This is a genomic window from uncultured Dubosiella sp., assembly GCF_964018005.1.
Classification (GTDB): domain Bacteria; phylum Bacillota_I; class Bacilli_A; order Erysipelotrichales; family Erysipelotrichaceae; genus Dubosiella; species Dubosiella muris.
Genome location: NZ_CAXHOA010000010.1, coordinates 82,707 through 108,389 on the forward strand (window position 1 = coordinate 82,707; position 25,683 = coordinate 108,389).

Consider the following 25,683-nt stretch of genomic DNA (forward strand, 5'->3'; position numbering starts at 1 on the left):
GACACCTAAATTGTCGATGATTGACAATCGCTATCACCGTGCTATAATAGGCGGGAAAAGGAAGTCTCACAACGACAGAGGAAAAAAGAATGAAACGGTACGATGTAGTCATTGTAGGATGCGGCGCGGCCGGATTGTATTGCGCGCTTCATCTTCCACAATCGAAAAAAATAGGGATGCTCTGCAAAGAAGGGTTGGAACAATCCGATTCCTACTTGGCGCAGGGAGGCATTTGCATGCTGCGCGGCGAAGAGGACTACGAGTCCTATTTTGAGGACACCCTCAAAGCCGGCCACTATGAAAACGACCCCAAAAGCGTGGATTTGATGATTCGCTCCAGCAACACGATCATCAAAGATCTGATCGGGTATGGCGTCGAGTTTGAAAAAGATGCGGATGGAAATTTGCGCTTCACCAAGGAAGGCGCGCACTCCAAGCCACGCATTCTCTTTCATGAAGATGAAACCGGAAGGGAAATTACATCCAAACTGCTCGAAGCGGTTTTGCGCCGGCCCAACATCGAACTCTTTGACCATACGATGATGGTCGATCTTCTTATCCAAAACGAGAAAGCCGTTGGAATCGTCGCGCAAGATCAAGCGAAAACGATCATTCCGATCTTTGGCGACGATATCGTGTTCGCTTGCGGGGGCATCGGCGGGCTGTATGAAAATTCAACTAATTTCGCCAGTTTGACCGGCGACGCGTTGGGCATTTGTCTAAAGCACGGCATCGAGCTGGAAAACATCGACTACATTCAAATCCATCCCACGACGCTTTATTCGAAACAAAAGGGAAGACGGTTTTTGCTTTCGGAGTCGCTGCGCGGGGAAGGCGCCCTGCTGTATGACATCCACGGCCGGCGTTTCACCAACGAGCTCCAGCCGCGGGACATCGTATCCAGAGCCATTCAGGAACAAATGAAAAAAGACGGCTCCGCGTATGTGTATGAAGATTTGCGGCCAATCGGAAAAGAGACGCTCCAAAGCCATTTCCCCCACATTTGCTCCAAATGCTTGGAAGAAGGATACAACGTGTTCGAAGAACCGGTTCCGGTCGTTCCGGCGCAGCACTATTTTATGGGTGGCATCAAAATCGACCTGGCCGGCCGGACCAGCATGCCAAGGCTTTACGCGTGCGGGGAAACGAGCTGCAACAAGGTGCATGGCGCCAATCGTCTGGCCAGCAACTCTTTGCTGGAATCGCTTGTCTTCGCGCGCCGGGCGGCTGATGACATCACGTTTAGCCAGCATGAAGTCCCACAAGCCAAAGACTATGATGTGGACATGAGCGGGTATCGTGATGTAGAGAAAACGATGGCGCAGTATCGTCGTCATGTTTTGCGAGAAATTGAAAAGGAGAGAAAAAACCATGAATGACGTAGTAATGAAACTCAATGCCGATCCTTATATTTTATCGGCCCTGCAAGAAGATGTGACGAGCGAGGATATGAGTACGAACGCGATCATGCCGGAAAAAAGACTTGGCGAGGCGGAACTGATCTGCAAGCAGGATGGAATGATTTGCGGGCTCGACGTGTTTAAACGGGTTTTCACTCTTTTGGACGAGCAAAGCGATGTCATCTTTTTTTGCGAGGAAGGACAAAAGGTGCACAATGGCCAGCTTTTAGGAAAGGTCATCGGCGATATTCGCACGATTTTGACGGGTGAGCGAACCGCGCTCAATTATTTACAACGAATGAGTGGTGTCGCGACCGCCACTCACGAAGTGGTCGAGCAGCTTCAAGACACGGCGATCACCCTTTTGGATACGCGGAAAACAACGCCAAACAATCGTTTGTTTGAAAAATACGCGGTGAAGGTCGGTGGCGGCACAAATCATCGCTACAACCTTTCCGATGGCGTCCTGCTGAAAGACAATCATATTTCCGCGGCGGGCTCGATTACGAAAGCCATTGAAATGGCTAGAAATTACGCGCCCTTCGTCCGAAAAATCGAAATCGAATGCGAGACGCTCGAACAAGTCCAGGAAGCCCTCGACGCCCGCGCCGATATCATTATGCTCGACAATATGGACCACGCGACGATGAAAAAAGCGGTGGAACGCATTGCGGGACGGGCGCAGACGGAAATTTCCGGCAACGTCACCAGGGAGCGGATTGGCGCCTTAAAAGATTTGGGCGTGGATTTCATTTCGAGCGGAGCCATCGTGTATAGCGCCGGCATCCTGGATCTTTCATTGAAAAATCTGCATCCAATCGAAGGGGCGGAAGGATGAAGACGAAAGAAAGGCGGGACGCGATCATTGAGATCTTGAAAAAAAGCGAGGTGCCGGTGCCCGCGAAGTCGCTAGCGTCCCGATTCAACGTATCGAGGCAAGCCATCGTGCAGGACCTGACCGTCATTCGCGCGTATACGTCCGGCATCGCCTCGACGCCGAAAGGTTATGTTATGATCAAGGATCAGGGACACGCCTTTCAAAAGGAATTTAAAATGTATCATGAATCGGATCAAACCGAGCAGGAGCTGTTTTTGATCGTCGACCATGGCGGAAAGGTAAAAAACGTTAGCATTTCGCATCGGGTGTATGGACGAATCAGCGTGGATCTCGACATTCGCAGCCGGCAGGACGCGCGGGACTTTATGGAGGCGTTCCAGGGCAGCAAATCCAAGTATCTTGGCGAGGTGACAAGCGGCTACCACTATCATTTGGTCGAGGCGGACAACGAACAGCGACTCAAACTGATTGAGCAAAAACTCATGGAGGCCGGCCTGCTGGCGCCGTTAAGCCCATGGGAAAAAGAAGAAAGCGGGATGGAGGAAGCATGACAGTACAGGAAATCAAAGAAGAAATCCAACGATTGAAAAAGGAAACGGGCACGACGATTTTAGTCCACGCCTATCAAGGGCAGGATGTTTTAGAAATCGCGAATTATGTGGGAGATTCATTTGGCTTGGCGCAAAAGGCGCAAACCGACTCGAATGAAAACATCCTCATGTGCGGCGTTCGATTTATGGCGGAAACGTGTAAGATCCTTTGCCCGGATAAACATGTGTATTTGCCCAATCCGACAGCTGGATGCCCGATGGCGGAGCAGCTGACAAGCGCGGAGCTGGAAAAAATCAAAGCGGAAAATCCAGATTACAGCGTCGTGGCGTATGTAAATACGACCGCGGAGTTAAAAACGCTCGCTGACGCGTGTGTCACATCGTCTTGCGCGGTGGAAGTGTGCCGAAAAATAAAGAATGACAAAATTCTTTTTATTCCGGATCCCAATCTGGGCTCGTTTGTCGCCGCCCAAATTCCCGACAAGACGTTTAAATGCATTCAAGGCGGATGCCCTCACCATTTTTCCATGACGAAAGCGGATGTGGAAAAAGCGAAAGCGCTTCATCCGGACGCGTTGTTGCTGGTGCATCCGGAGTGTCCAAAAGAAGTCGTAGAACAAGCGGATTATGTTGGCTCGACGACGGGCATCATGGCGTTTGCCAGGAATTCTAAAAACGAGTCGTTTATTATCGGAACGGAAACGAGTATCGTGGAGCATTTGCAGTTTGAATGCCCGGACAAAAAGTTTTACGCTTTGTCCAACCGCTTAATGTGCACGGACATGAAAGCGACGACGTTGATGGACATTTACAACACGTTGCTTGGTAAAGCGGGTGAGGAAATCGTTTTGGACGAGGACACGATCAAAAAAGCGAAACATAGCCTGGACGAGATGATCCGGCTTGGAGAATAGCGCGCAGCGATGCGCGTTTTTTTGATCTATTTGGTAGAAAGAACTCGTAAGCGGTTGTAATAACTGTTTGAAAGGGAAAACAGGAAATTAGAGTACATCATAGCAACGAAGAGGTGAGTGTCTATGATATCCTGCTGAGATAAATGTAAACGAGCACCCCTAAAAATTCAGTATTATTTGGTTGTTTATATCGAAAAGTTTAGTGAAAATATGATTATAAAAGGTCATTTTGAGACAGAATATAGTAAAATATAAAGACAAAGAGGTAACAAATGAAAAAAACAGGAAAATGTCGTTTATGCCAGAAAGAGGGAAAATTAACTTATGAGCACATACCACCTAAGAATGCGTATAATGGATATCCGGTTAAAACTTTGAATTTATTTGAAATGCATAAAGATAATAATGTAAATTATATGCCCTGGGAAATCGATAAAATGAAAGGAAAGATAAAACAGAGAGGGATGGGGGGTTATTATTTATGTAAAGAATGTAACAATTTGACCGGATCATGGTACGCAAAATACTTTGGAGATTTTGTAAAAGCTCTTGGCGGAATTGTAAGTGAATACAGAGATGAATGGCCGGAGGTTGGTTCCTTTACTATTGAAAATGTACATTATTTAGCTGTATTTAAGCAAATTATTACTATGTTTTGCGTATTAAATGAACATTTAACAGAAGATGAGCAAATTCGGAATTATATTTTAGAGAGGGAGAATGGAAGTTTTGATTGGAAAAAGTATAGATTATTTATGTACTTTAGAGATGGAAATTATTCCAGATTATGCCCTTTGAGTATAAATGTTTCTATAGATAACCCTGGTAATCCAATTTTCTGTTCTGAAATTAGTTTTTTTCCTGTAGGCTTCATTTTGTATCAGGATTTGCCGGCAGATCAGGTAGGAAAAGGAATAGAGATAACTAATTTGTCTTTTTATGAGTATGATGCGGTAGGGGGAATTCAAATACCGCCACTAAAATATGAAGTGAATAGTATATTCCCGTTAGATTTCCGCTCGCGAGAAGAAATAGAAGGGGCGATAAAAAAGAATTTCCAGAAATAAAATCAATATATTTGCCATTTAATATGCTTGGATATGAAAGCGACAACATTGATGGATATTTACAACACGTTGCTTGGCAAAGCGGGTGAGGAAATCGTTTTGGACGAGGACACGATCAAAAAAGCAAAACACAGCCTGGATGAAATGATCCGGCTTGGAGAATAGCGCGCAGCGATGCGCGTTTTTTTGATCTATTCGATAAAGTATGGTAGGCTGCTCTTAAGAGAAAGAGGGGAAAATCATGGAAGATTTGACATCCCGGCTTCACGCAGGAGTGGAAACTGCGCTTTTAGACAGGACCAACCCGTCCGACCCGAGAGATCGGCCACAATTCTTAAAAAACGATTATTTGGAAGGAAAAAAGGTGCTTTCTTCCATTGAGGAGGAGTTGCGTGGCTGCGACGCTTTTTTATGGAGTATCGCGTTTATTACGATGAGTGGCATCGTTCCTTTGCTTCCAGTGTTAAAGATGCTTGAACAAAACAATATTCCAGGAAAGATTTTAACGACGGACTATTTGACGTTTTCTGAACCAAAGGCGTTGGAAAAACTTAGCCAATTTAAAAATATTCAAGTAAAAATGGCTCAAGTTGAACCGGGAAAGCCAGGATTCCATACAAAAGGCTATTTATTTTTTCATAAAGATACGATACGAATCATTATTGGCTCTTCGAATATGACGCAGATGGCACTGACGACCAATCAAGAATGGAATGTCCGCGTCGTTTCTAAGCCGGAAGGCGAGCTTTCAGTGCAGATGATCCAGACTTTCGACACACTTTGGAATGATCCGAGAACGCGCCCCTATTCCGAAATCAAAGTAGGTTACGAAAAACGATATAAAGAAACAAAAGCAATTCAAAAAGTGTGGAAGGCAGATCAAGAAGCCATTGAAATCACGCAGGAATTGAATCCCAATGCGATGCAAAAAAAATTTATTTCTCATCTTCATCATTTAGTAAATAAAGGAAAGAAGCGAGCATTGCTGATTTCTGCTACAGGAACTGGAAAAACATATGCTTCCGCATTTGCGATGAGAGCACTCGGCTATAAAAAAGTTCTTTTTATTGTGCATCGCGAGTTGATTGCGAAACAAGCCCAGCGTAGTTTTCGACTCGTGTTTGGCAACAAAAGGACAATGGGCCTTTATACATCGAAAGAAAAGGAAAATGCGGATTATCTTTTTACAACCATGCAAATGATGGCAAAAGAGGAGAATCGCACCCAATTTGATCCTGAGCAGTTTGATGCGATCATTATTGATGAAGTGCATCGCGCTGGAGCCATGAGTTATCAAAAAATATTTTCATATTTTCAACCGAAACTTTGGTTAGGTATGAGTGCAACGCCAGAAAGAAGTGATAATTTTGATATTTATGCGTTGTTTGATCATAACATAGCCTATGAAATTCGTCTTAACCAAGCATTAGAAGCTGATTTGCTTTGTCCTTTTCATTATTTTGGCATTCAGGATCTTTCGGTTGAAGAGGAGCAATACGATTTTGAAGAATTTCGCAGAATCAATTTAAACCAGCGCGTAGCGCACATCATTGAACAGGCAAAATTTTATGGTTACAGTGGCGAGCGTGTCAAAGGATTGGTATTCGTCAGCCGTATTGAAGAAGCGCGATTACTTTCCCATGAGTTTAATAAAAGAGGGTTTCATACGGTGTGCTTGACTGGGGGAGATTCGCAAGAATATCGAGAAAAATGTATTGCGCGATTGAGTCAGCCAGGATCCGAAGGCCGGTTAGATTATATCTTCACGGTGGAAATTTTTAATGAGGGGATCGACATTCCGAGTGTCAACCAAGTGATCTTGCTGCGTCCAACACAAAGTCCCATTATTTATGTCCAACAAATTGGCCGGGGATTGCGGAAAGATCTTGAAAAAGAATTTGTCGTTATTTTAGACTTTATCGGCAATTACCAGACAAACTATATGATACCTGTCGCTCTTTCTTCGGATCGCACATACAATAAAGATACGCTGCGCCGCTTTGTGATGGAAGGCGAACGAATGATTCCAGGCTGTTCGACGATCCATTTTGATGAAGTGGCGCGAGAAAAAATCTTTCGTTCTATTGATCAAGCAAATTTGCAGACGCTCAAATTATTGAAAGAAAGTTATCAGCAGCTTCGATGGAAGTTAGGACGCACACCAACGCTTATTGAATTTGATGAATTTGGATCCATTGATCCATTGAAAATCATTGATTATAGTGGATCTTATCCAGCTTTTTTAATGAAGTATGAAAAAACGCATCTTCCCAGGCTATCCAAACTAGAATTGAAAAATTTGGAATATGTTTCTAAAAAATTTGCGTCTGGAAAGCGGATCCATGAATTGTTGTTGATAGAAATCTTGTTGAACAAGGAAAAGCGAATCTTTTCAAAACTGGAGGAACGTTTGGAAAAGGAATACGCGATCCAGGTTGGACCGTATACAAAAACAAACTTGATCAATTTATTCACGAATCAGTTTGCGTCTGGAACCGGGAAGGCGACGTATGCAAATTGTATTTTGATTCAAGAAAAAAATGGAGACTATGAAATCAGTGAAAGATTTTCTGATTTTTTACAAAATGAGTATTTTGTATCCAGCTTAAAAGAAGTCGTAAAGTTTGGCATTCAGCGATATAAAGATCAATTTTCAAGTCATGTGGACCATTCTCCATTTGTGCTGTATGAGAAGTATACGTATGAAGATGTATGTCGTTTATTGGACTGGGAAAAAGGCGAAGTTGCTTTAAACATTGGTGGCTATAAATATGATTCTAAGACAAAAACATATCCTGTTTTTATTAACTATCAAAAAGATGAATCCATTGCGGATACCATCAAATATGAGGATCGCTTCCTCTCTCCAACGATTCTTCGGGCGATTTCAAAATCGAAACGGACACTTGAAAGTGAAGATGTACAGAAAGCGCTTCAAGCCAAAGAGCTAGGTATTGAAATGTATTTGTTTGTTCGTAAAAATAAAGATGACAAGCAATCCAAAGAGTTTTATTATTTGGGGAAAATCTTTGCGACTGGGCAAACGGAAGAAATCCAAGTAGGTAAAGAAAACGCGGTGGAAATCGAGTACGAATTGGAAACGCCGGTACGCCAAGATATATACGATTATTTGACGAGGTAAGAAAATGAAAAAAGAAATCGAAGTCGTTGCGGCAATCATCGTAAAAGACAATCGAATCTTAGCGACGCAACGCGGGTATGGAGAATTTGAAGGTGGTTGGGAATTTCCAGGAGGAAAGGTTGAATCCGGCGAAACAAAGGAACAAGCCCTTATCCGAGAAATTCAAGAGGAATTAAAAATTGAGATTTCTATTGATCGCTTTTTTCAGCGAGTCGATTATGAATATCCTGCATTTATTTTGCATATGGATTGTTTTTTATGCACGATCCAATCTGGAAAGATCGTACTTGTGGAACATGAGGGGGCTCGATGGCTTTTAAAAAACGAACTGGATACGGTAGACTGGCTTCCCGCGGATATAGAAATCGTAAATGATTTGAAAGAAATTTTATAAAATGAAGGGCGATGTTCGTCGCCCTCATTTTTTACAAATTGTTTTTCGCTTTGAACTCCGCCACTTCCTCGTCGGTAATGTCTTTTTTACCTTTTGTGAAGTAGTCGTCCTTCATTTTTTCCTCGTCCGTTTTGTTTTGGGAGAGATCCACTTTACCGTTGAACACGCCATACACTTTGTAGACGAATCCATCGCCGTGTTTTTTCTTGATGGCACCTTTAATGAGCGCGATGTTGTCCGCCTGGCTCTCGTCGTTGTTTACGTAGAGGAAGCAGTTTTGTTTCACTGTTTTGATCTCGTACACGTTTGGAACGGAGAGAGCTGTCTTCTTCAACATCTTGACAAGGGGTGTCGATAATACAATAACCATATTCAAATACCTTCTTTCTAATCTTGTTTTCCTTCTATTTAATTGTACCTGATTTTGAGAGGGATTCAAGCATCAAAATAGCGGGTCGAGGGGATTTTTTGCTATGATTTGCTAGGGAGGATTGTGTATGGCACAACAAAGAACAGGCAAGTGGGTTGAACAAATCTTGAAAGAAAACGGAATGACAAAATCCGATCTTTGTGAGCAAACCGGACTATCCAAAGAAACAGTGGAACGGCTGCTGAAAGACGGGGAAGCGACGAAAGAAGTTTGGAATATCGTCCTAGGGCAGCTAAACGCCGAACCAACGATTGACTATCCGTCAGAATCTATTTTAGGCGATCTGGAAAACGATATGAATCGTTTAGGACCGGAAGCGGAATGTGCTGTATATTATGGAGTCAACAGCCAGGATTTGATTTTTACCGATTATCAGCTTCCTGGCGAAAGCGAGCATGGAGCCAACGAACAAGTGGCTCGCTTATCAAAATTCCATATTACGCTAGAAGAGGCGTACGAATTGTTTGAAAAACAGAACATGACCCTGTAAGGAAAGAAGGAACCGACATGGATATCGACCATCTCGTCGAAGAAGCAAAATTAAGAGACGACACGATCATTGACGTACGGACGCCGGAAGAGTACGATAGCGGCCACATTCCCGGCGCGATCAACATTCCGCTGAACGAGTGTTCAAAAGTTCGGCTGGATCCCGATCGACAATACGAATTGTATTGTTTGAGCGGACGCCGGGCGCAGCTGGCGCAGACGATTTTGAAGGAGCGCGGCTATCACGTTGAAAATATCGGTGGTATCGAAGACTGGAATGGAAAACTCGCGCGCTGAGAGAACATAAAAGCAAAAGAAGCCAAGCTGGCTTCTTTTTTAAAGGGAAAAGAGAATGCCGATGCACGCGCACAAAACAATCATGACAATGGGGTGCATCTTTTTATAAAACGTCGTACCAAGAAAAAGGAGCGCGAAGAACCCAAGGTGGATCCATGAAATCGAAAGCGACCCAAAAGACAAATCTTGATTCGGGAAAACCATCGCCACGAACACGCCAAGACCCGCCGTCGCGATCATCGCGGTCACCGCAGGACGCAAGCCATAAAAAATATCCTGCACCCAGTGGCTTTCCTTAAACGCCTTTAAAAATTTGGCCACCACGCAAATGACGATCACGCTCGGCGTCACCAGACCAATCGTCGTGACAATACCGCCAATCAAGCTGTTTCCCATCGCCTGATAGCCGACATACGTCGCCATGTTGACGCCCATCGCGCCCGGTGTTGATTCGGAAACGGCAATCATATTCATTAAATCGTTTGTCGTGAACCAATGATACGTATCCATCATTTCGTATAAAAACGGAATCGTGGCAAGCCCGCCGCCCAACGCGAACAAACCGGTTTTGAAAAACTCGATGAACAATGTCCAAAGCAAAGAAAAATTCATTTTTTCACCGCCTTCCGCATATTCCAAAGCTGCATGAGCACCCCGCAAACGCCAGCCATCAAAACGATCACAATCGTTGGCAGCACGGAAAAATAAGAGCATACGAGCGCCGCGCCAAACACGAGGATCCCAAACCCGTCTTTCACGCCGGAACGAAACATTTTGATGACGGCCTGGAAAATCAAAACGCAAACCGCGATCCGGATGCCCGATAACGCGTGCTGAACGATCGGGTACTCCGCAAAATTTGTCAGCAAAGAGGCGATGAGCAAAATGATGACGAGGCTTGGCGCGATGACGCCGGCCGTCGCCACGATCGCTCCCGGAATTCCTTTTTTATAGTAGCCGATAAAGCTGGCCGTGTTGACGGCGATGACGCCAGGCGTACATTGCCCGACCGCGAAATAATCCAACAGCTCGTCATCGGTGGCCCATCTTTTTTTCTCGACGACTTCGCTTTGTAGCATGGGCAGCATGGCGTAGCCGCCGCCAAATGTGAACGCGCCGATTTTGGCGAACGTCACAAACATATCCAAATACACATTCATGATTTTCATCCTTTCCTTTTTCCCATTATACAAAATAAAGACTGAATTTTCAGCAAGGAAAGCGCTTTCAAATTTACGTGGCGGATTGCTTTTGACGATGGTATAATTAAAGTATGAAATCCACATTGATCGAAGTTTGTGCTGGGGGATTTGAAGATTGTCTGACAGCGGATGCGGCAGGAATCAAACGCGTGGAGTTGAATTCCGCGATGGCGCTGGGAGGATTGACATGTACGGCCGCCACGCTCAGAAAAGTAAAAACCCACACAAAACTAGAAGTAATCTGCATGGTGCGTCCGCGTGGAAGCGGATTTTGCTACGACACACCAGAACTCGAAATCATGTTTGAGGAGGCCAGGGCGCTGCTGGAAGCCGGCGCCGACGGCATCGCTTTTGGCATGCTGGAAGCCAATGGAACCATTCAAAAAGAGGAAGTGAAAAAGATGGTCGACCTGATTCACGCCTATGGAAAAACCGCTGTTTTCCATAGGGCGTATGATGTCAGCATTGATCCCTATCAATCCATCGAAACGTTGATCGAGTGCGGCGTGGACCGCTTGCTCACCTCGGGAATGGAAGAAACCGCCATTCAAGGCATGGAGCTGATTCGCCAGCTTCAAAAACGCTACGGAACAAAAATCGAGATTTTGCCGGGCGGGGGAATCAACGATCAAAACATTGAGCCTTTTTTACGCTACACAGGGGTGCGGCAAATCCATTCTTCCTGCCGGTCGTACCGGTTTGATCCAACGACAAAGCTTGGCCGGGTCGATTTTTCCATATATCCGCAGGAGCACTCCATGGATTACGAAATCGTCAGCACCCGCAAGCTACAAAAGCTGATTGACCGCATTCATAATATTTATTTGTGAAAAGAGCCGCGAAAGCGGTTTTTTTCAGCTTCAAAAAGAAAAAAGGCCCGTCGAAACGAGCCTTGGGCGCGATGGGAAAAGTTAAGCGAGAAACATCGTGCCGATATAAGCGAACATGGACATGAGCAGCAGGAAAGCGGCTCCATACGGCAGGATCATAGAAAGAAGTTTCGAGTCCTGTCCGTTTCCATCCACGGCGCCCAGCGCGATCGCGATGCTTTGCGGGGAAAGCATTTTGCCGGCCGCGACACCAAGCGAGTTGAGCGAAACGATCCAATACGGATCCAGATGGAGCGCCTCGGACGCGTTCATTTGCACCGCGCCAAAGAGCACGCCCGAACTCGTTCCCGAACCTGTGACGAAGGTTCCCAGCGCGCCAAGCCATGGCGCGAAAAACGGATAGAACGATCCGGTGACCATGATCGCGAAGGCGGAAATGGACGTGATCATTCCCGCGTAGCCCATGATTTTCGCGCACGCGAGCACAAAACACATTGTTAGAATCGTTGGCATCATTTGCTTGAGGGTGTCGACAAAGACGGAACGGAAGGTGTTCCAGTTCGCTTTTTGAATCAAACCGCCAATGATGCCGGATAAGAAGATCCAGACGCCCGCCGTGTTGACCCAGGTGAATTTTAAAGCGTTTGGATTTTCGCCGCTATACACGTAGACGGTCGAAGAAAACTGTTCCAAATAGTTGTTGATTGGCGGGAGCAGTTTGCTTGTCGCCAGCAAAAGCACAAAAATGCAAATAAACGGCGACCAGGCTTGCAGCGCCTTCTTCAAAGTCAGCGGTTTTCCTTTTTCCAGCTCCATTTTGTATTCCGGCGCCGGTTTTACCTTGATCGAAAGCAAAACGGTGACGGCAATCGAGCAGACGGAGCCTACGACGACGGCAAGTTCCGCGCCGACAAAGTAGGCGACGGCCATTTGCGGAAGGACAAAGGACAAGCCCGACATCAAAACGATGGGCCAAATCCCTTTTAGCGCCTTAAGTCCTTTTCCAGTGACGATAACGATGAGAAACGGAACGAGAATCATGAATGGGGTGAGCTGGAGCGTTTCCGTAAACGAGAGCGGAGCGTTTTCCAACCCAACCAGATTGGCCAAGGTGACGGTTGGAATCCCGATACTTCCAAATGGTGTCGGCACCCCGTTGGCAAGCAGGCACACCAGGCAGGAAAATAAAGCCGGGAAGCCAAGTCCGACGAGCATACTGGCCGGAATCGCGATCGCGGTTCCAAACCCCGCCATTCCTTCCATAAAACCGCCGAAGCACCACGCGACGAGCAAAACGAGAAGACGCTTGTCGCTGGTGACGGAAGTCATCATTTGCTTGATGGTTTCCATCGCGCCGGTTCGTACCGTTAAATTATAGGTGAATACGGCGGCGATGATGACAACGACGATAGGCCACAAGGCCATGAGAATTCCTTCAAGTCCTGCGGTCAACGTTTCCATAAGCGGCAGTTTCCAGACGAGCATGGCGAGCGCGAACGCGACAATCATCGAGCCGCAAGCCGCTTTCCAGGTCGGCCACTTCAGCAAGGTCAATGCCACGATCAGCCACAGGATCGGACATAGGCCCAATAAAAAAAGTAGAGCATTCATCATGAATTTGGTTTCCTTTCTGTCCGAAAATATTATACATGAAATTGATACGCGAGGCGTTGTTTTTCTATCGGCTTTCGCGTTTTTTTTCGAAGCAAACCGAAACAGAATCCCTTGTGAAATTCAAGCCATATGACTCGATTTTGGCTTTTTTTATGGGGCAAGATTACATTTTCTTTCATCGTGTAAAGTTTTTTCAAAATAGTTTGATGAAAGATTCTTATTGATGTATTATAGTGGTACAAAGTGGTAAAAAGTGTCAGAGAGTGGGGTGATGGCACGTGTTCATGGGAGAATTTGCGCACAACATCGATCGTAAGGGGCGATTGATCATGCCAGCTAAGTTTCGCGAGGAGCTTGGCGAGCGGGTTGTCGTGAACCGTGGACTGGATGGCTGCTTGTATGTGTACACGCTGGACCAATGGCAAATCGTGTACGAAAAACTTTCAATGTTACCCACAACAAAAAAAGATGCCCGGAAATATCAGCGCCTGATGCTTTCGAAAGCGTCGGAATGCGACCTGGATGGACAGGGACGGATCTTGATCCCGGCCAATTTGGTTTCGCTTGCTGAGCTGGAAAAGGAATGTATGATCGTCGGCGTCGCCAATCACATCGAGATTTGGGCGAAGCACAAATGGGAACGCATGGAAGAAGAAGAGGAAGGAAGCTTCGAGGAAATCGCTGAGAGCCTTTCGGATTTTATGGAATTGTAATTTATGGAACATGTAAGCGTATTGTTGAATGAAGCCATCGAGATGCTCGATGTGAAAAAAAATGGTATTTATGTCGATTGCACGTTGGGGCGCGGCGGTCACAGCAGCGAGATCCTGAAACGGTGTCCCGAAGGACATTTGTATTGCTTCGACATGGACAGGCAGGCAATCGAGGAAAGCCGGCCGCGTCTGGAAAAAATCGGAACGAACTTCACGTGCGTGCACGCGCCGTTTGAAAAACTCGGATCGGTTTTGGATGCGTACCATATAAAACAAGTAGATGGAATTTTAATGGATCTTGGTGTCTCGTCGCCGCAATTCGACGATGGAAAACGAGGATTCAGTTATCGTGAAGACGCCAGACTGGACATGCGAATGGATCAGGAAGCGCCGCTCACCGCTTACGAAGTCGTGAATACATACCCATTGGAGGCGTTGACCGAAGTGTTTTCAACCTATGGCGAAGAGCCGTTTTCCTATAAAATAGCGAAACAGATCGTCATGGAACGGGAAAAGGCGCCGATTGAAACGACATTTCAACTGGTGGAAGTGATCAAACGAGCGCTTCCCAACGCCGTGCTTCGAAAAAAAGGGCATCCGGCCAAACGTGTATTTCAGGCTATTCGAATCGAGGTCAATCACGAGCTCGCGCAATTAAAAACCGTTTTGATTGAGGGGTTGAAACGGTTGGCACCGCGCGGCAGAATGGTTGTGATCACGTTTCACTCCCTGGAGGATCGAATCGTGAAAAACGCTTTTCGTTCGGTAGCCGTCGCAAAAAAAGTGGATAAAAGGATTCCACAAATCGGGGTAGAAAAATTAGAATATCGTTTATTGAATCGCAAGCCGGTCACGGCTTCTGTTGAAGAACTTACAATCAATCCGCGCTCTCATAGCGCAAAGCTAAGGGGAATCGAACGCAATGAAGACGAGTAAAAAAAAGAATAGGAAAAAGAGAAGGATCCGCTGGACATTCGAGCGAGTTTCAATCATCGTCTTCGTTGTGTCGCTGGCTTTCTATTTTGTCACAAAGGTCTGCGTCAGCGCTTATAATATCACGCTGTCGAACACGGAGCAGCAAATCGCGGCTGAGAATATCGCAAAACAAAACGAAGTCGAAGAACTGCAGGCGACGGTTCGGACAATGCAGGACAAAAAACAAATGCTGGGTATGCTGGAAAATCAAGTGCAGGATAACCAGAACAACATTTATATCATTGGGGACAATGAGTAATAAGACCGCCATGCGCGGTTTTTATTTTGAGTCCGGGAATTCCAATCGGAGGAAGCGAAATCGCGGGCTTGTATGCTATACTGGAAAACGAAAATAAGGCCTTTCAAACGGAAAGGCTGCGCCAGCGACGATAGAGAAGGAGAAAGAAAGATATGAGCGTCAAACAAACCAATCAAAAAATCCGCGCGTTTCTGGTCGTGATGCTGCTCGTCTCGACCGTCATGATCGCGAATATTATATACACAATGGCGACGCATCGCCATATTTGGTCCCAGCAGGATGTTCTGAATTCTCAAATCCGAAGCTCGATTGTCAACACGACCGTCGAAGCCGGGCGAGGAAAGATTTATGATCGAAACGGAAACATCATCGCCCAGGAAATCGCCGCCTACACGGTCGTGGCGTATTTGGACGATTCGCTCGTCGATGAAAACGGCGATCCGGATTACGTGTCCAATCCTTCGAAAACGGCCAAAGCCTTGAAAAAGCTGCTGCCGGACATTGATGAAAAACAAGTGAGTTCGATTTTGAAAAAAGCCATTCAAAACGAGCTCAATCAAACTGAGCTTGGAACAGGCACGAAACGATTGGATAAGGAAGTCATGGAAAAAATCCGGAAGGCGAATATTCCAGGCATTGGATTCGTCGAAGCTACCAAACGGGAATATCCGTCCTCTCCCATCGCGTCCAGTTTGGTCGGGTTTGCCGCGTTTGATGAAGATGAGCAGAAAATCGCGGGGAAAATGGGACTGGAACAAACGCTTGACGAGTACTTGTCTGGCGAAGACGGAAAGATCCAGTATCAGCAAATGGTGGACGGAAGCTTGCTTCCGGGCACGTTGAACGTCTACAAGGAAGCGATTGACGGCGACGACGTTATTTTGACGATTGACAGCAATTTGCAGTCGATCGTCGAGGCGCAGCTTCAAGAAACGATCAAAGCCAACAACGCCACCAAGGCGTGGGCCATCGTTGTGGAAGTCGAAACGGGAAAGATCCTGGCCTGGGGAAACTACCCAACGTTTGACCAAAACAATCCAAAGGAAATTTCCAACTATATGAACGATATGACCGAGATGAACCTTGAACCCGGATCGGTCATGAAGCCGTTTGTGTACGCGACCGCCATCGACACCGGGGTGTATCCGGCAGGAAAATCGTATACGGCGGGATCCTTTACGTTTACGCAGGACGGAGCCGGGAAAATTATCCGGGTCGCCAACGGAACCGATACGGGGTATCCGGTTATCAACGACGCGCTGGGAGAAAACTTTGGCGTGATCACGTTCGAGCAAGGTCTTGCGTTCTCGTCCAACATCGCGATTTGCGAGCTGCTCGCCAATTACGTGAATTACGACCAGTTCAGCAATTACCTGGATAAATTTGGATTTTACCAGTATGTCGACATTCCGTTCGTGCCGGAAACAACCGGGGTAAAGAACATTACGTCGGCTTCCGATTATTTATCAACCGGATTCGGACAGGCTTCAGCTTTGACGATTTTGCAGCTCGTGCAGGCTTATTCGGCGATTTTCAACGATGGAAAGATGATGAAGCCTTACGTCGTGGAGGAAATCATGAATCCGCACACGAACCAGATCGTGGAAAAATTCGAGCCGGAAGTGGTTTCGGAACCGATTTCCGCGGAAACGGCGGCGAAGGTCCGGGAGCTGATGGCGGGCGTCATGGCGGATGGCGCGACTGGTGACCGCTTTAAAATCGACGGGGTGGACATAATCGCCAAAACCGGAACGGGCGAGATTTTCAATGAAGAAACGCACAAGTACGACGAAAACAACTATACGTCTTCGGTCATGGCGGCGGCGCCAGGAAACGACCCGAAAATCATGGTGTACTGGGGCATGCAGTCGACCAATTATTTAGGCTATTCGGCCGAGCCGTTTAAAACGATTATGCAGGCGGCGCTGATCGCCAACGCGGTCAACGGGACGGCGCAGGCTTCGGCCCCGCAGGAAGGGGACACGTGGGCGACGTATACGATGCCGGCGCTCATCAACCACTCGATTGAGTACGCCAACGAAAAGATGAAAGACAAAAACGTGAAACTCGTCATGATTGGCGATGGAAACACGGTCATCGACCAGTTCGCGAAAGAGGGGCAGACGGTGTACTCGTACGACCGCGTGTTCCTGCTGACGAATGGCAATACGATCACGATGCCGGATATGACGGGATGGACACGCAAGGACATCACGGCGTTTTGGCAGCTGACCGGAATCGGGATCCAGACATCGGGTTATGGAAAAGTGGTGGCGCAAAACATTCCGGCGGGCACGCAGATCGACACGAATTCCGATGTGCAGGTGACACTTGAATAGGCAAGCGGGCACCTATTTTTCAAAGAATTTGTTACGATATAAAAGGAATTGAAAAAATCGCCTTAAAAAACGGAAGCGAATAGGTTATAATAGACGCGAAGTGCATGAAGGAGATGTCGAATGAGTAAAAAAGTTTATGCAGCGATTGAGCTTGCTGATCAGGAAGTCCGGCTCGTCGTCATGGAGATCTTTGAATCGAGATCGAATGTTCTGAGAGTCGAGCGCGTTGCTTGTTCGGGCATTCAGAATGGAAAGATCCTCGATGAATCCATGGTCGTGACAGCGGTTCGCGAAGCGACCAAGAGCGCGCAAGCGGCCCTTGGATATCGTATCGAACGGGTTATTTTGATCATTCCATCAATCAATGTGAAAAGAAATTCTCAAAAAGTCCATGTGCAGATTGAGGACGGAACCAAAACGATCCGGCAGTTTCATATTCAGCAGGGATATCAAAAGGCGATCCAGAAAAGGATGGGCGACGATGTCGAGTATGTGAATCCGAATCGAATTACATATATCGTAAATGGAAATGAATCGAAAAAGATGCCGAAAGGCGAAGAATGCACCGATTTTTATATGAACGTCGACTTGCTGTATGGCGACAAGCAGACGATTTATGAATTTGCAAAGTGCATTGAACTGGCAAATCTGGAAATTCTCGACTTGTGTCTTGACGTCTACGCGAGTGGACAGGAAACCGCAGCCTTGCAGCAAAGCGAGGACCGGGCAATCGTTCAGCTTTCGATCGAGGCGCAGCACACTTCACTTGGTTTGTTTATGAATGAAAAGCTGATGTCGGTCGCCCAGATCGACAAAGGCTTCAACTGGATCATTGAACCATTAAAGGAAAAGTACAATCTCTCCGACGAGATTGGCTATCGGCTTCTGCAAAATATATTTTCAAGTCGGGAAGAGGAAAACAGCGACGTCATCGTCTATATCGAGCAAAAGGAAGACGACCGCGTCGAGATCAGCGCCGAGGAATTGGCGAAAGTGACGCTTCCCCGCTTGAAAGAGTATATCGCGGAAATCAATACCGCTTGCGAGCCGATTGTGCGCAATGGGAAAACGCGATTCGTCATGACGGGAAAAGGCAGCAACATCGCTGTTTTGAAAGAGCTGGCGGATTCGTTTTGCGCGGAAACGATCGTTTATGAAACTTCAACGATTGGCGCAAGAGACGGCTCGTTCGTGGCCGATCTGGGTGCCGCCTTTGTGTGGCAGGATACGAACAGGATCCGCAATGACGAAAGGATCTCTGTCAACAACAACGAACTGGAAGCGAGTATCGACTCCATCAATCAGAAATCGAAAGATGGCGATGGGGGCTTCACGAAGAAGATGAAAAGCGTTATATTAGCGGATAAGGATTAAAACAGGAGGAACCGGAAAATATGCCAGAATTCAATCAAGTAGCGAATATTAAAGTATTTGGCGTCGGCGGCGGCGGAAGCAATGCGGTAAACCGCATGGTCGCGGACGGTGTCAAAGGAGTGGAATTTTACATCTGCAATACGGATGTTCAGGTGATGAAAAACTCGCCGACGGACAATAAAATCGTTTTGGGAAAAGAAACGACCAAAGGCTTGGGTGCCGGAGGAAATCCTGAATACGGACGCAAGGCGGCCGAGGAATCGGAAAGCGAGCTGCGCGACGCGGTGAATGGCGCCGACATGGTGTTCATCACAGCCGGAATGGGCGGCGGAACCGGAACCGGCGCGGCGCCTCTCGTGGCGAAAGTGGCCAAAGAGGAAGGCGCGTTGACGGTTGGCGTCGTTACCCGTCCGTTCACGTTCGAGGGACGCCGCCGGGCCAACAACGCGGCGGAAGGAATCGACGAACTGAAAAAGTATGTGGATTCTTTAATTATCGTATCCAACGACAATCTTCTGGAAGTAATTGGAAGAAAGCCGATCGAGGAAGCGTTCCAGGCGGCGGACAATGTATTGCGTCAAGGCGTGCAGACGATTTCCGATTTGATCGCGGTTCCTGCGTTAATCAACCTTGACTTTGCCGATGTTCGCAGCGTGATGCAAAACCAGGGACGCGCGCTGATTGGAATCGGTATGGCTGAAGGCGAAGACAAAGCGGTTGTCGCTGCGGAAAAAGCCATTCAGTCGCCTTTGCTGGAAGCTAATATCAGCGGAGCGAAGAGCGCGATTATCAACATTACAGGCGGCGACAAAGTTTCGCTGTACGACGCGCAAAACGCGGTGGCGGTCATTCAGGATGCCGCTGGCGGCGATGTGGACTGCATTTTCGGTATCGCCATTAACGAGCAGCTGGGCGACGCGGTCATCGTGACGGTGATTGCGACCGGCTTTGAAGAGCAGACACAAAAAACAAGAAAGAAAAGAAGCGAAAATCCGCAAGTTCAACTAGCTCAGTCCTCGCAGGCGCTGTTTACACAGCCTGCCATCCAAACGCCGGTCAATCCGGGGGTAGTGACGACAGCCGTCGAGGAAACGAATCAGGACGATCAAATCCCGAATTTCTTCTTTAATCGCTAAGCCAAATGAAAATCGCTTTATTCGGTGAGGAGCTACTGGAAACAAAGGCGCTGCGCGACTTTTTTCAGGAGCGAAATATCGGATCCGGCATCGTTTCCGGAAAGGAAAAGGAAATCCAGAGAAATCAACGAACCGGGCTCGTGTTCCAAAATGAGCTCGCGATCGAGAACTGCGTGTTTTCCTCCATTCCCGATACACTGGTCGTCTTCGATACGAAGACGAAAAAATGGAAACGATACTATTTTAATTTGTTTACAGATGAAGAAACCGATGTGATTTCCGTCTTGGCCGAAGATATCAATCAATCCATCGACCGAATGAATGCGCGGTATGGAAAACGCGATCCATGAAGTGAGTGAAAATCTGAGGAACGAGAGGTGCCTCTCGTTCTTTTTCTGTGCTTTCAAAAAACAATATGTGAAATTATAAAAAATAAAGGGAACACTTCCAAACTTATGATAAAATTTTGAAGCTGAAGGGAACCGTACTTATGAAAAAGAAACGAAAATTACGGAAAGGGCTGTTTGCGAAACTACTGGCGCCTTTTTTGGTGGTGTTTTCGCTGCTGCTTTCTTTCCAGATTTACAAATTGAATATTCTCCCGGTATCGTATTTGCTCCCTGTGATTGGAGTCGTGATCGTGATTGCGCTCCTGTTGTTTTTGCTGACGTATTTTAAGGCCTGGAAGACGGGAATGCGCTTTTTCATCACCGTTCTGGTTTTGATTTTCACGATTGCGTATGGCGCGGGAAACTACTACATTTACAAGACGGATGAAATGTTCGCGAAAATTGACGATTTGGCGGACAAGACAGCCAACACGGCGACGATTCGCGTTATGGCCGGTTCTTCCATTCAGGATATTCAGGAATTGAAAGGAAAAACGGTGGGCATATGCCCGGCGCAGGACGCGCAAGGAACCCGGTTGATTGAAACCGCTCTTCAAAAGGCAGGTGTAACGGTCAATGAAAGCGAGTATCCTTCAATGGTCGATATGACGGCGGCGCTGTACAACGGAGAGATCGACGCGATGATTATGAACGATGGCTTTCTGGGAATCGTTCACGATGTGGAGCCGTACACCTTCGTAACGACGGAAACCAAAACGATTTATCAAGAGGTTTACTATACGCCGAAGCCGGAAATCAAAGCGGATTCGCAAGATCAGGTCAATGTGACGAAAGAGCCGTTTACCGTCCTGATTAGCGGAAACGACACGTACGGTTCGCTAGGAGAAAACTCGCGCAGCGACGTGAACATGCTCGTGACGGTGAATCCGAAAAGCGGTGTCGTTTTAATGACGAGTATTTCGCGGGATTACTATTTGGAGATGGCTTGCCCAAGCGCGATGGGATGCGCGGAAGGCGAAATGGATAAGCTGACGCATACGGGGCTTCATGGAATCGAAACGACGGAAGCGACGCTGGAAAAAGCGCTGGGAATCAATATCAATTACACGGTTCGGGTCAATTTTTCTTCACTGGTTAATTTGGTTGACGCGCTCAATGGAATTGATATCGACGTCGAAAAAGGATTGGCTGTCAAAACGTTTTACGCCAATGAAACGCTGGAAGGCGTAAAAGAAGGAAGAAACCATTTGGAGGGAGAGCGGGCGCTTGCTTTTGCCAGAGAACGCCACGCCTATTTGGATGGGGACAACCAGCGGGTGCGCAACCAGCAAATCGTGTTGCGCGCGATTTTGGATAAGATTACGAGCCCGACGATTTTGCTGAACTACGGCAGGTTTGTGGATGCGGTGGGCGGCGCTTTCGAGACTGATATGCCTTCGAGTCAAATCAAGGATTTGATGCGCTACCAGCTGACGATGAATCCGCACTGGAAATTTGAAAGCTACTCATTGCGGGGCGAGGGTTCGACGGAGTATTGCGCGGAGCTGGGAACGGCGGCGTATGTCACGATTCCGGACGAGTATTCTTTAGAGGTGGCCCGCGAGAAGCTGCAAGCGGTGCTAAAAGGCGACTCGGCCGATACTGTGGAGGACACGGGCGAAACGGCGCCGGCCGGTTCGATGCAGACCAATGACGACGAAGAGGAAATCACGGACGAAGAGAACGATTTGAATGTCGATCCATACGCGCCGGATCCGGATGCCGACGCGTATACGCCTTACCGGTCTGACGATTTAATGGAACCGGAGGACGTGTATGGAGATTCGTCTTATGAGCAGCCGGTCAACGACAATGTGGAAGAGGACAACATGGCTGACTACTACAATCCGAACTGGGCAATGGAAGATGAATAAATTGGGAGTGTCCATAGGGCACTCTTTTGTTTTATAATAGAAAGATGAAAGAAATTATGACGAGGTGATGTATGAACCAGGAAAACGCGATTGAAGTGCGGAAGATGTCGAAGCACTTCAAAGTTGAATACGATCGGGCGAATACTTTGAAGGAGCGGCTCATATTTTGGAAGAGTGGAAATTATGAAATTAAAGAAGTATTGAAAGATATTAGCCTGGATATAAAAAAAGGAGAGACGGTCGCTTTGATTGGAACGAATGGAAGCGGCAAATCGACTTTATTAAAGTTGATGACAAAAATTATTTATCCAAATCAAGGCACAATCGAAACCGATGGAAAACTAACCTCGCTTTTGGAACTGGGAGCGGGTTTCCATCCGGATTTTACAGGTCGTGAAAACATTTATTTCAACGCGTCGATTTTCGGACTCACGCATCAGGAAATTGACCAGCGCATCGACCAGATCATTGAATTTTCCGAATTGGGTGAAAACATCGACAATCCGATTCGAACGTATTCGTCAGGAATGTATATGCGGCTCGCTTTTTCGGTCGCGATCAACGTAGATGCGGAAATTTTGTTGATTGACGAGATTTTGGCGGTTGGTGATCAGCATTTTCAAGATAAATGTTTTGACAAGCTGGAGGAGTTAAAAAACAGCGATAAAACAATCGTGATTGTTACGCATAGTCTGGATGTCGTGAAAAAATTGTGCGACCGCGCGATTTGGATTTACAAGGGCGAGTTTAAGCTGGATGGCGATCCGACGTATGTGATTGACGAGTATTTGAAGCAGGTGGAGAAGGATCATCACAACGAGAGGCGGAAAGCTATCGAATCCGGAAAAGAAAAAGTGAAAGGAATCGTGTTTGTCGACCGGCCAAGAGACTTCTCGACGTTTTCAAAAAATGAGCAAACTTTGTTTTGCGCGGGATGGGAATTGTCAAATAGCGACGATGCGCAGCTGATGATCACACTGGATGGCGAGCCGATCAAAGATGTCGTTCGAACTCCACGTCAGGATGTCTATGACGCCTATGCGGAAACGTATCTTGGATTCATTGATAAAAACACGTTGGGATGGCAAGTCAGCATCCCGCTGCATCAGTATGATCCAGGTTCCCATAAATTAAAAGTATTCAACAGGTTGAATGAAACAATTTTAGCGGAAAAAGAAATTGTCTTTACGATTGAGTAGGGAGGTCTATTTTGAAACTATTTAAAAATTTGTACGCGTATCGCGAGTTATTAAAAACAAATATAAAAAAAGATATCCGCGGGCGTTATAAAGGTTCTGTTTTAGGAATTTTGTGGTCTTTCATCAATCCGCTTTTACAAGTGGTGGTATATTGGATCGTTTTTCCCTATTTAATGGGAAGAGGGGCCATGGATGGCGAAAATTACTTGATTTATTTGATTACCGGATTGATTCCATGGAGTTTCTTTATGACAACGGTTGGCGCGGGAACTACTATTATTAAGTCGAATGCGGGAATTATAAAAAAAGTGTATTTTCCTCGGGAGATTCTTCCGATTTCAACGGTGGCAAGCGGATTGGTCAATTTCTTTATTTCCTGTATTATCATTATTGTGTTCCTTTTAGGAACCGGGGTGGGTGTTTCAATCCAAATCGTGCTTGTACCCGTCATCGCGATCGTAGAGGCGACGCTCGCGTTGGGCATTGTTTTTATTTTAAGCGCGTTGAATGCCTATATTCAGGATATTGAAAATATCGTTCAATTTATTTTGAATATGCTGATGTATGGAACGCCAATTATTTATCAGTTGAAGCAGTTTAGTTCGGCAGGCATTTTATATCAGCTAATTTCTTTGAATCCAATGACTACGATTATTAATGCTTACCGGGACGCGTTTATGTATCATCAATGGTTTGATTGGAAACCATTGGCGCTTGTCTTTTTGTTGGGTGTTGTAACGACTTGGATTGGCTATTTGATTTTTAAAAAGCTGGAAAAAGGTTTTGCGGAACAGTTATAGGAGGACTTCATGAAAAAAGAATTTCATTCATCCATTGATGGATTGCGGCTTCGGAAACAAAAAGAGGGAACATTGATTCAAATCAATGGATGGTGCTTTCATGAGAAAGAGGCGGATCGTTCCATTCGATTGTATATCAACGGACAGGAAGTACCTTGTGAAATTTTACCCATTACCCGCTATGATGTAGCGGGCAGTTTTCCAAAATTTCAGGTAGATCCTCATGTTGGATTCATGGTAAAAGCGAATTCCAATGCGTATTTAGAGAGTCTGGAAATCAAAGCGGCCGTAGAAGGTCGTGAGGAAACCATTTTAAAGTTGAATGGACGGGATATTAGCCGTTTTCTTGATAAGGAAGTCATCGAATATTCGATTGACGATTATTCTGAAATGAAAGATGAAAATATGGCTGTTCTCGTGGGATGGGCGCTGGATGAGGCCAATTCCCAATTTTCCTATTCGATTGTGGATGAAAAAAATGTGGAAGTTCCTTCCACGGTTCGGATCGAGACGCGCAGAGATTTAGTCCAGTTAAAGATGATTGATTCAAGCCAGAGCATGTGTGGCTTTCGAATCAATTTTCCAGTGACAAAAGACGGTGTTTACCAATTAAAAATTGTAGGCGACACTTCGACTCGTACGGTTCCAATCAAGCGGGAATTGAAAAAAAGAGATAACCTTTGGATTTCTTATTTGAAGGCGGCAAATCCTCAACGGATTTACAACGCGTATGAATATTTAAAAAACAATGGCGTCCGTGGGTTTATGAAGCGTCTTTCGCTTGGGCCAGGTTCTTTTTCTCCTTATCCGGTTTGGTTTGAACGGCAGCGGATCACGGCCCAGCAGCTGGAGGAACAAAAACGAGTCGAGTTTTCCTACACGCCGAAAATTAGCTTGATTGTAGCGACGTATAACACAAAAGAATCGTATTTAAAGGAAATGATAGATTCCGTATTGAATCAATCCTACAGCAACTGGGAACTTTGTATCGCGGATGGAAGTTCGAATGAAAAGGTGGCAAAGTATATCGCTTCTCATTATGGAAACGATAAACGGATCAAGTTAAAACGATTGGACAAAAACTACGGGATTTCAGGAAATATGAACGCGGCTTTGGGAATGGCGACTGGCGATTATTTAGGGTTGTATGACCATGATGACTTTCTGGAGTATAACGCTTTGTACGAAGTGGTGAATGTTCTCCAGAACCAGAAATATGATGTGGTTTACACAGACGAAGACAAATACGATGATTCGAAAGGCGTTTTTGCGGATCCAAATTTTAAACCGGATTTTAATATCGACCTTTTTCGTTCTCATAACTACATTACTCACTTTTTTGTTGTGAATATGGATATTGTAAAGCGAATTGGCGGAATGAAAAAAGAGTATGACGGCGCGCAGGATTATGATTTTATGTTCCGGGTTTTTGAGCAAACGAATAAAATCTACCATCT

The 25,683-nt window shown here is 46.2% G+C and carries 26 protein-coding genes; 22 read left to right on the forward strand and 4 right to left on the reverse strand.

From position 1 onward, the window contains the following. Positions 1-89 precede the first annotated feature (89 nt). The 8 genes from ABNS49_RS08315 to ABNS49_RS08350 all read left to right on the forward strand — a co-directional run bounded on the left by ABNS49_RS08315 (position 90) and on the right by ABNS49_RS08350 (position 8,306). Entirely contained in the window at positions 90-1,379 is a 1,290-nt protein-coding gene (locus tag ABNS49_RS08315) for an L-aspartate oxidase (RefSeq protein WP_135979450.1), read from the forward strand. Continuing rightward, positions 1,372-2,238 carry a carboxylating nicotinate-nucleotide diphosphorylase gene (gene nadC, locus ABNS49_RS08320; RefSeq protein ID WP_348688168.1) on the forward strand — a complete coding sequence of 289 codons (867 nt, stop codon included), beginning with the start codon at positions 1,372-1,374 and terminating at the stop codon, positions 2,236-2,238. The genes ABNS49_RS08315 and nadC overlap by 8 nt, the downstream gene beginning before the upstream one ends. Beyond that, complete coding sequence (locus ABNS49_RS08325) at positions 2,235-2,789, forward strand: transcription repressor NadR (RefSeq protein WP_135979448.1); 555 nt, start codon at positions 2,235-2,237, stop codon at positions 2,787-2,789. Before nadC ends, ABNS49_RS08325 begins: the two co-directional genes overlap by 4 nt. Next, positions 2,786-3,703 carry a quinolinate synthase NadA gene (nadA, locus tag ABNS49_RS08330; RefSeq protein ID WP_135979447.1) on the forward strand — a complete coding sequence of 306 codons (918 nt, stop codon included), beginning with the start codon at positions 2,786-2,788 and terminating at the stop codon, positions 3,701-3,703. The genes ABNS49_RS08325 and nadA overlap by 4 nt, the downstream gene beginning before the upstream one ends. Before the next feature lie 272 nt (positions 3,704-3,975). After that, the gene (locus tag ABNS49_RS08335) at positions 3,976-4,770 is read left to right on the forward strand and encodes a hypothetical protein (protein ID WP_135979446.1); all 795 of its coding nucleotides are present in this window, start codon (positions 3,976-3,978) and stop codon (positions 4,768-4,770) included. A gap of 27 nt (positions 4,771-4,797) precedes the next feature. Then, on the forward strand, positions 4,798-4,935 hold the full coding sequence (locus tag ABNS49_RS08340) for a hypothetical protein (protein ID WP_338400912.1): 138 nt from the start codon (positions 4,798-4,800) through the stop codon (positions 4,933-4,935). Between the two features lie 76 nt (positions 4,936-5,011). Further along, on the forward strand, positions 5,012-7,912 hold the full coding sequence (locus ABNS49_RS08345; RefSeq protein ID WP_135979444.1) for a DEAD/DEAH box helicase: 2,901 nt from the start codon (positions 5,012-5,014) through the stop codon (positions 7,910-7,912). A gap of 4 nt (positions 7,913-7,916) precedes the next feature. Continuing rightward, entirely contained in the window at positions 7,917-8,306 is a 390-nt protein-coding gene (locus tag ABNS49_RS08350) for a (deoxy)nucleoside triphosphate pyrophosphohydrolase (RefSeq protein WP_135979443.1), read from the forward strand. 31 nt (positions 8,307-8,337) lie between these two features. Here the strand turns inward: ABNS49_RS08350 and ABNS49_RS08355 are convergent, their stop codons facing one another. After that, on the reverse strand, positions 8,338-8,676 hold the full coding sequence (locus ABNS49_RS08355) for a hypothetical protein (protein ID WP_135979442.1): 339 nt from the start codon (positions 8,674-8,676) through the stop codon (positions 8,338-8,340). Positions 8,677-8,803: 127 nt separating this feature from the next. Here ABNS49_RS08355 and ABNS49_RS08360 point away from each other — a divergent pair, with 127 nt between their 5' ends. Then, complete coding sequence (locus ABNS49_RS08360; protein ID WP_135979441.1) at positions 8,804-9,226, forward strand: helix-turn-helix transcriptional regulator; 423 nt, start codon at positions 8,804-8,806, stop codon at positions 9,224-9,226. Between the two features lie 17 nt (positions 9,227-9,243). Beyond that, entirely contained in the window at positions 9,244-9,522 is a 279-nt protein-coding gene (locus tag ABNS49_RS08365; RefSeq protein WP_135979440.1) for a rhodanese-like domain-containing protein, read from the forward strand. A 39-nt stretch (positions 9,523-9,561) separates the two neighbouring features. On the opposite strand, the gene ABNS49_RS08370 is transcribed toward ABNS49_RS08365, so the two are convergent. After that, positions 9,562-10,134 (reverse strand): chromate transporter, encoded by a 573-nt coding sequence (locus ABNS49_RS08370; RefSeq protein ID WP_288342712.1) that lies wholly within the window; start codon positions 10,132-10,134, stop codon positions 9,562-9,564. After that, on the reverse strand, positions 10,131-10,682 hold the full coding sequence (locus ABNS49_RS08375) for a chromate transporter (RefSeq protein WP_135979514.1): 552 nt from the start codon (positions 10,680-10,682) through the stop codon (positions 10,131-10,133). The genes ABNS49_RS08370 and ABNS49_RS08375 overlap by 4 nt, the downstream gene beginning before the upstream one ends. A 113-nt stretch (positions 10,683-10,795) precedes the next feature. Here ABNS49_RS08375 and ABNS49_RS08380 point away from each other — a divergent pair, with 113 nt between their 5' ends. Next, entirely contained in the window at positions 10,796-11,554 is a 759-nt protein-coding gene (locus tag ABNS49_RS08380; RefSeq protein ID WP_277820739.1) for a copper homeostasis protein CutC, read from the forward strand. 81 nt (positions 11,555-11,635) lie between these two features. On the opposite strand, the gene ABNS49_RS08385 is transcribed toward ABNS49_RS08380, so the two are convergent. Further along, positions 11,636-13,168 carry an L-lactate permease gene (locus tag ABNS49_RS08385; RefSeq protein WP_277820738.1) on the reverse strand — a complete coding sequence of 511 codons (1,533 nt, stop codon included), beginning with the start codon at positions 13,166-13,168 and terminating at the stop codon, positions 11,636-11,638. Positions 13,169-13,446: 278 nt separating this feature from the next. Here ABNS49_RS08385 and mraZ point away from each other — a divergent pair, with 278 nt between their 5' ends. The 11 genes from mraZ to ABNS49_RS08440 all read left to right on the forward strand — a co-directional run. Continuing rightward, positions 13,447-13,881: a division/cell wall cluster transcriptional repressor MraZ gene (gene mraZ / locus ABNS49_RS08390; protein WP_135979438.1), complete on the forward strand. Its 435-nt coding sequence runs from the start codon at positions 13,447-13,449 to the stop codon at positions 13,879-13,881. Between the two features lie 3 nt (positions 13,882-13,884). Next, positions 13,885-14,817: a 16S rRNA (cytosine(1402)-N(4))-methyltransferase RsmH gene (gene rsmH / locus ABNS49_RS08395; protein WP_135979437.1), complete on the forward strand. Its 933-nt coding sequence runs from the start codon at positions 13,885-13,887 to the stop codon at positions 14,815-14,817. After that, a complete protein-coding gene (locus tag ABNS49_RS08400) occupies positions 14,804-15,115 on the forward strand; it encodes a hypothetical protein (RefSeq protein ID WP_135979436.1) in 312 nt (103 codons plus the stop codon). Before rsmH ends, ABNS49_RS08400 begins: the two co-directional genes overlap by 14 nt. A 152-nt stretch (positions 15,116-15,267) precedes the next feature. Continuing rightward, positions 15,268-17,454: a penicillin-binding protein gene (locus ABNS49_RS08405; protein WP_135979435.1), complete on the forward strand. Its 2,187-nt coding sequence runs from the start codon at positions 15,268-15,270 to the stop codon at positions 17,452-17,454. 120 nt (positions 17,455-17,574) lie between these two features. Then, positions 17,575-18,828: a hypothetical protein gene (locus tag ABNS49_RS08410; protein WP_288342699.1), complete on the forward strand. Its 1,254-nt coding sequence runs from the start codon at positions 17,575-17,577 to the stop codon at positions 18,826-18,828. A gap of 20 nt (positions 18,829-18,848) precedes the next feature. Further along, positions 18,849-19,964 carry a cell division protein FtsZ gene (gene ftsZ / locus ABNS49_RS08415; RefSeq protein WP_135979433.1) on the forward strand — a complete coding sequence of 372 codons (1,116 nt, stop codon included), beginning with the start codon at positions 18,849-18,851 and terminating at the stop codon, positions 19,962-19,964. 5 nt (positions 19,965-19,969) lie between these two features. Then, complete coding sequence (locus ABNS49_RS08420) at positions 19,970-20,314, forward strand: hypothetical protein (RefSeq protein ID WP_135979432.1); 345 nt, start codon at positions 19,970-19,972, stop codon at positions 20,312-20,314. 140 nt (positions 20,315-20,454) lie between these two features. Then, a complete protein-coding gene (locus ABNS49_RS08425) occupies positions 20,455-22,227 on the forward strand; it encodes an LCP family protein (RefSeq protein WP_348688169.1) in 1,773 nt (590 codons plus the stop codon). A gap of 71 nt (positions 22,228-22,298) precedes the next feature. Further along, positions 22,299-23,426 (forward strand): ABC transporter ATP-binding protein, encoded by a 1,128-nt coding sequence (locus ABNS49_RS08430; RefSeq protein ID WP_288342505.1) that lies wholly within the window; start codon positions 22,299-22,301, stop codon positions 23,424-23,426. An 11-nt stretch (positions 23,427-23,437) separates the two neighbouring features. Continuing rightward, positions 23,438-24,226: an ABC transporter permease gene (locus ABNS49_RS08435; protein WP_289183654.1), complete on the forward strand. Its 789-nt coding sequence runs from the start codon at positions 23,438-23,440 to the stop codon at positions 24,224-24,226. Positions 24,227-24,235: 9 nt separating this feature from the next. Next, the coding region (locus ABNS49_RS08440; protein ID WP_348688170.1) for a glycosyltransferase at positions 24,236-25,683 on the forward strand (1,448 nt) is incomplete at its 3' end.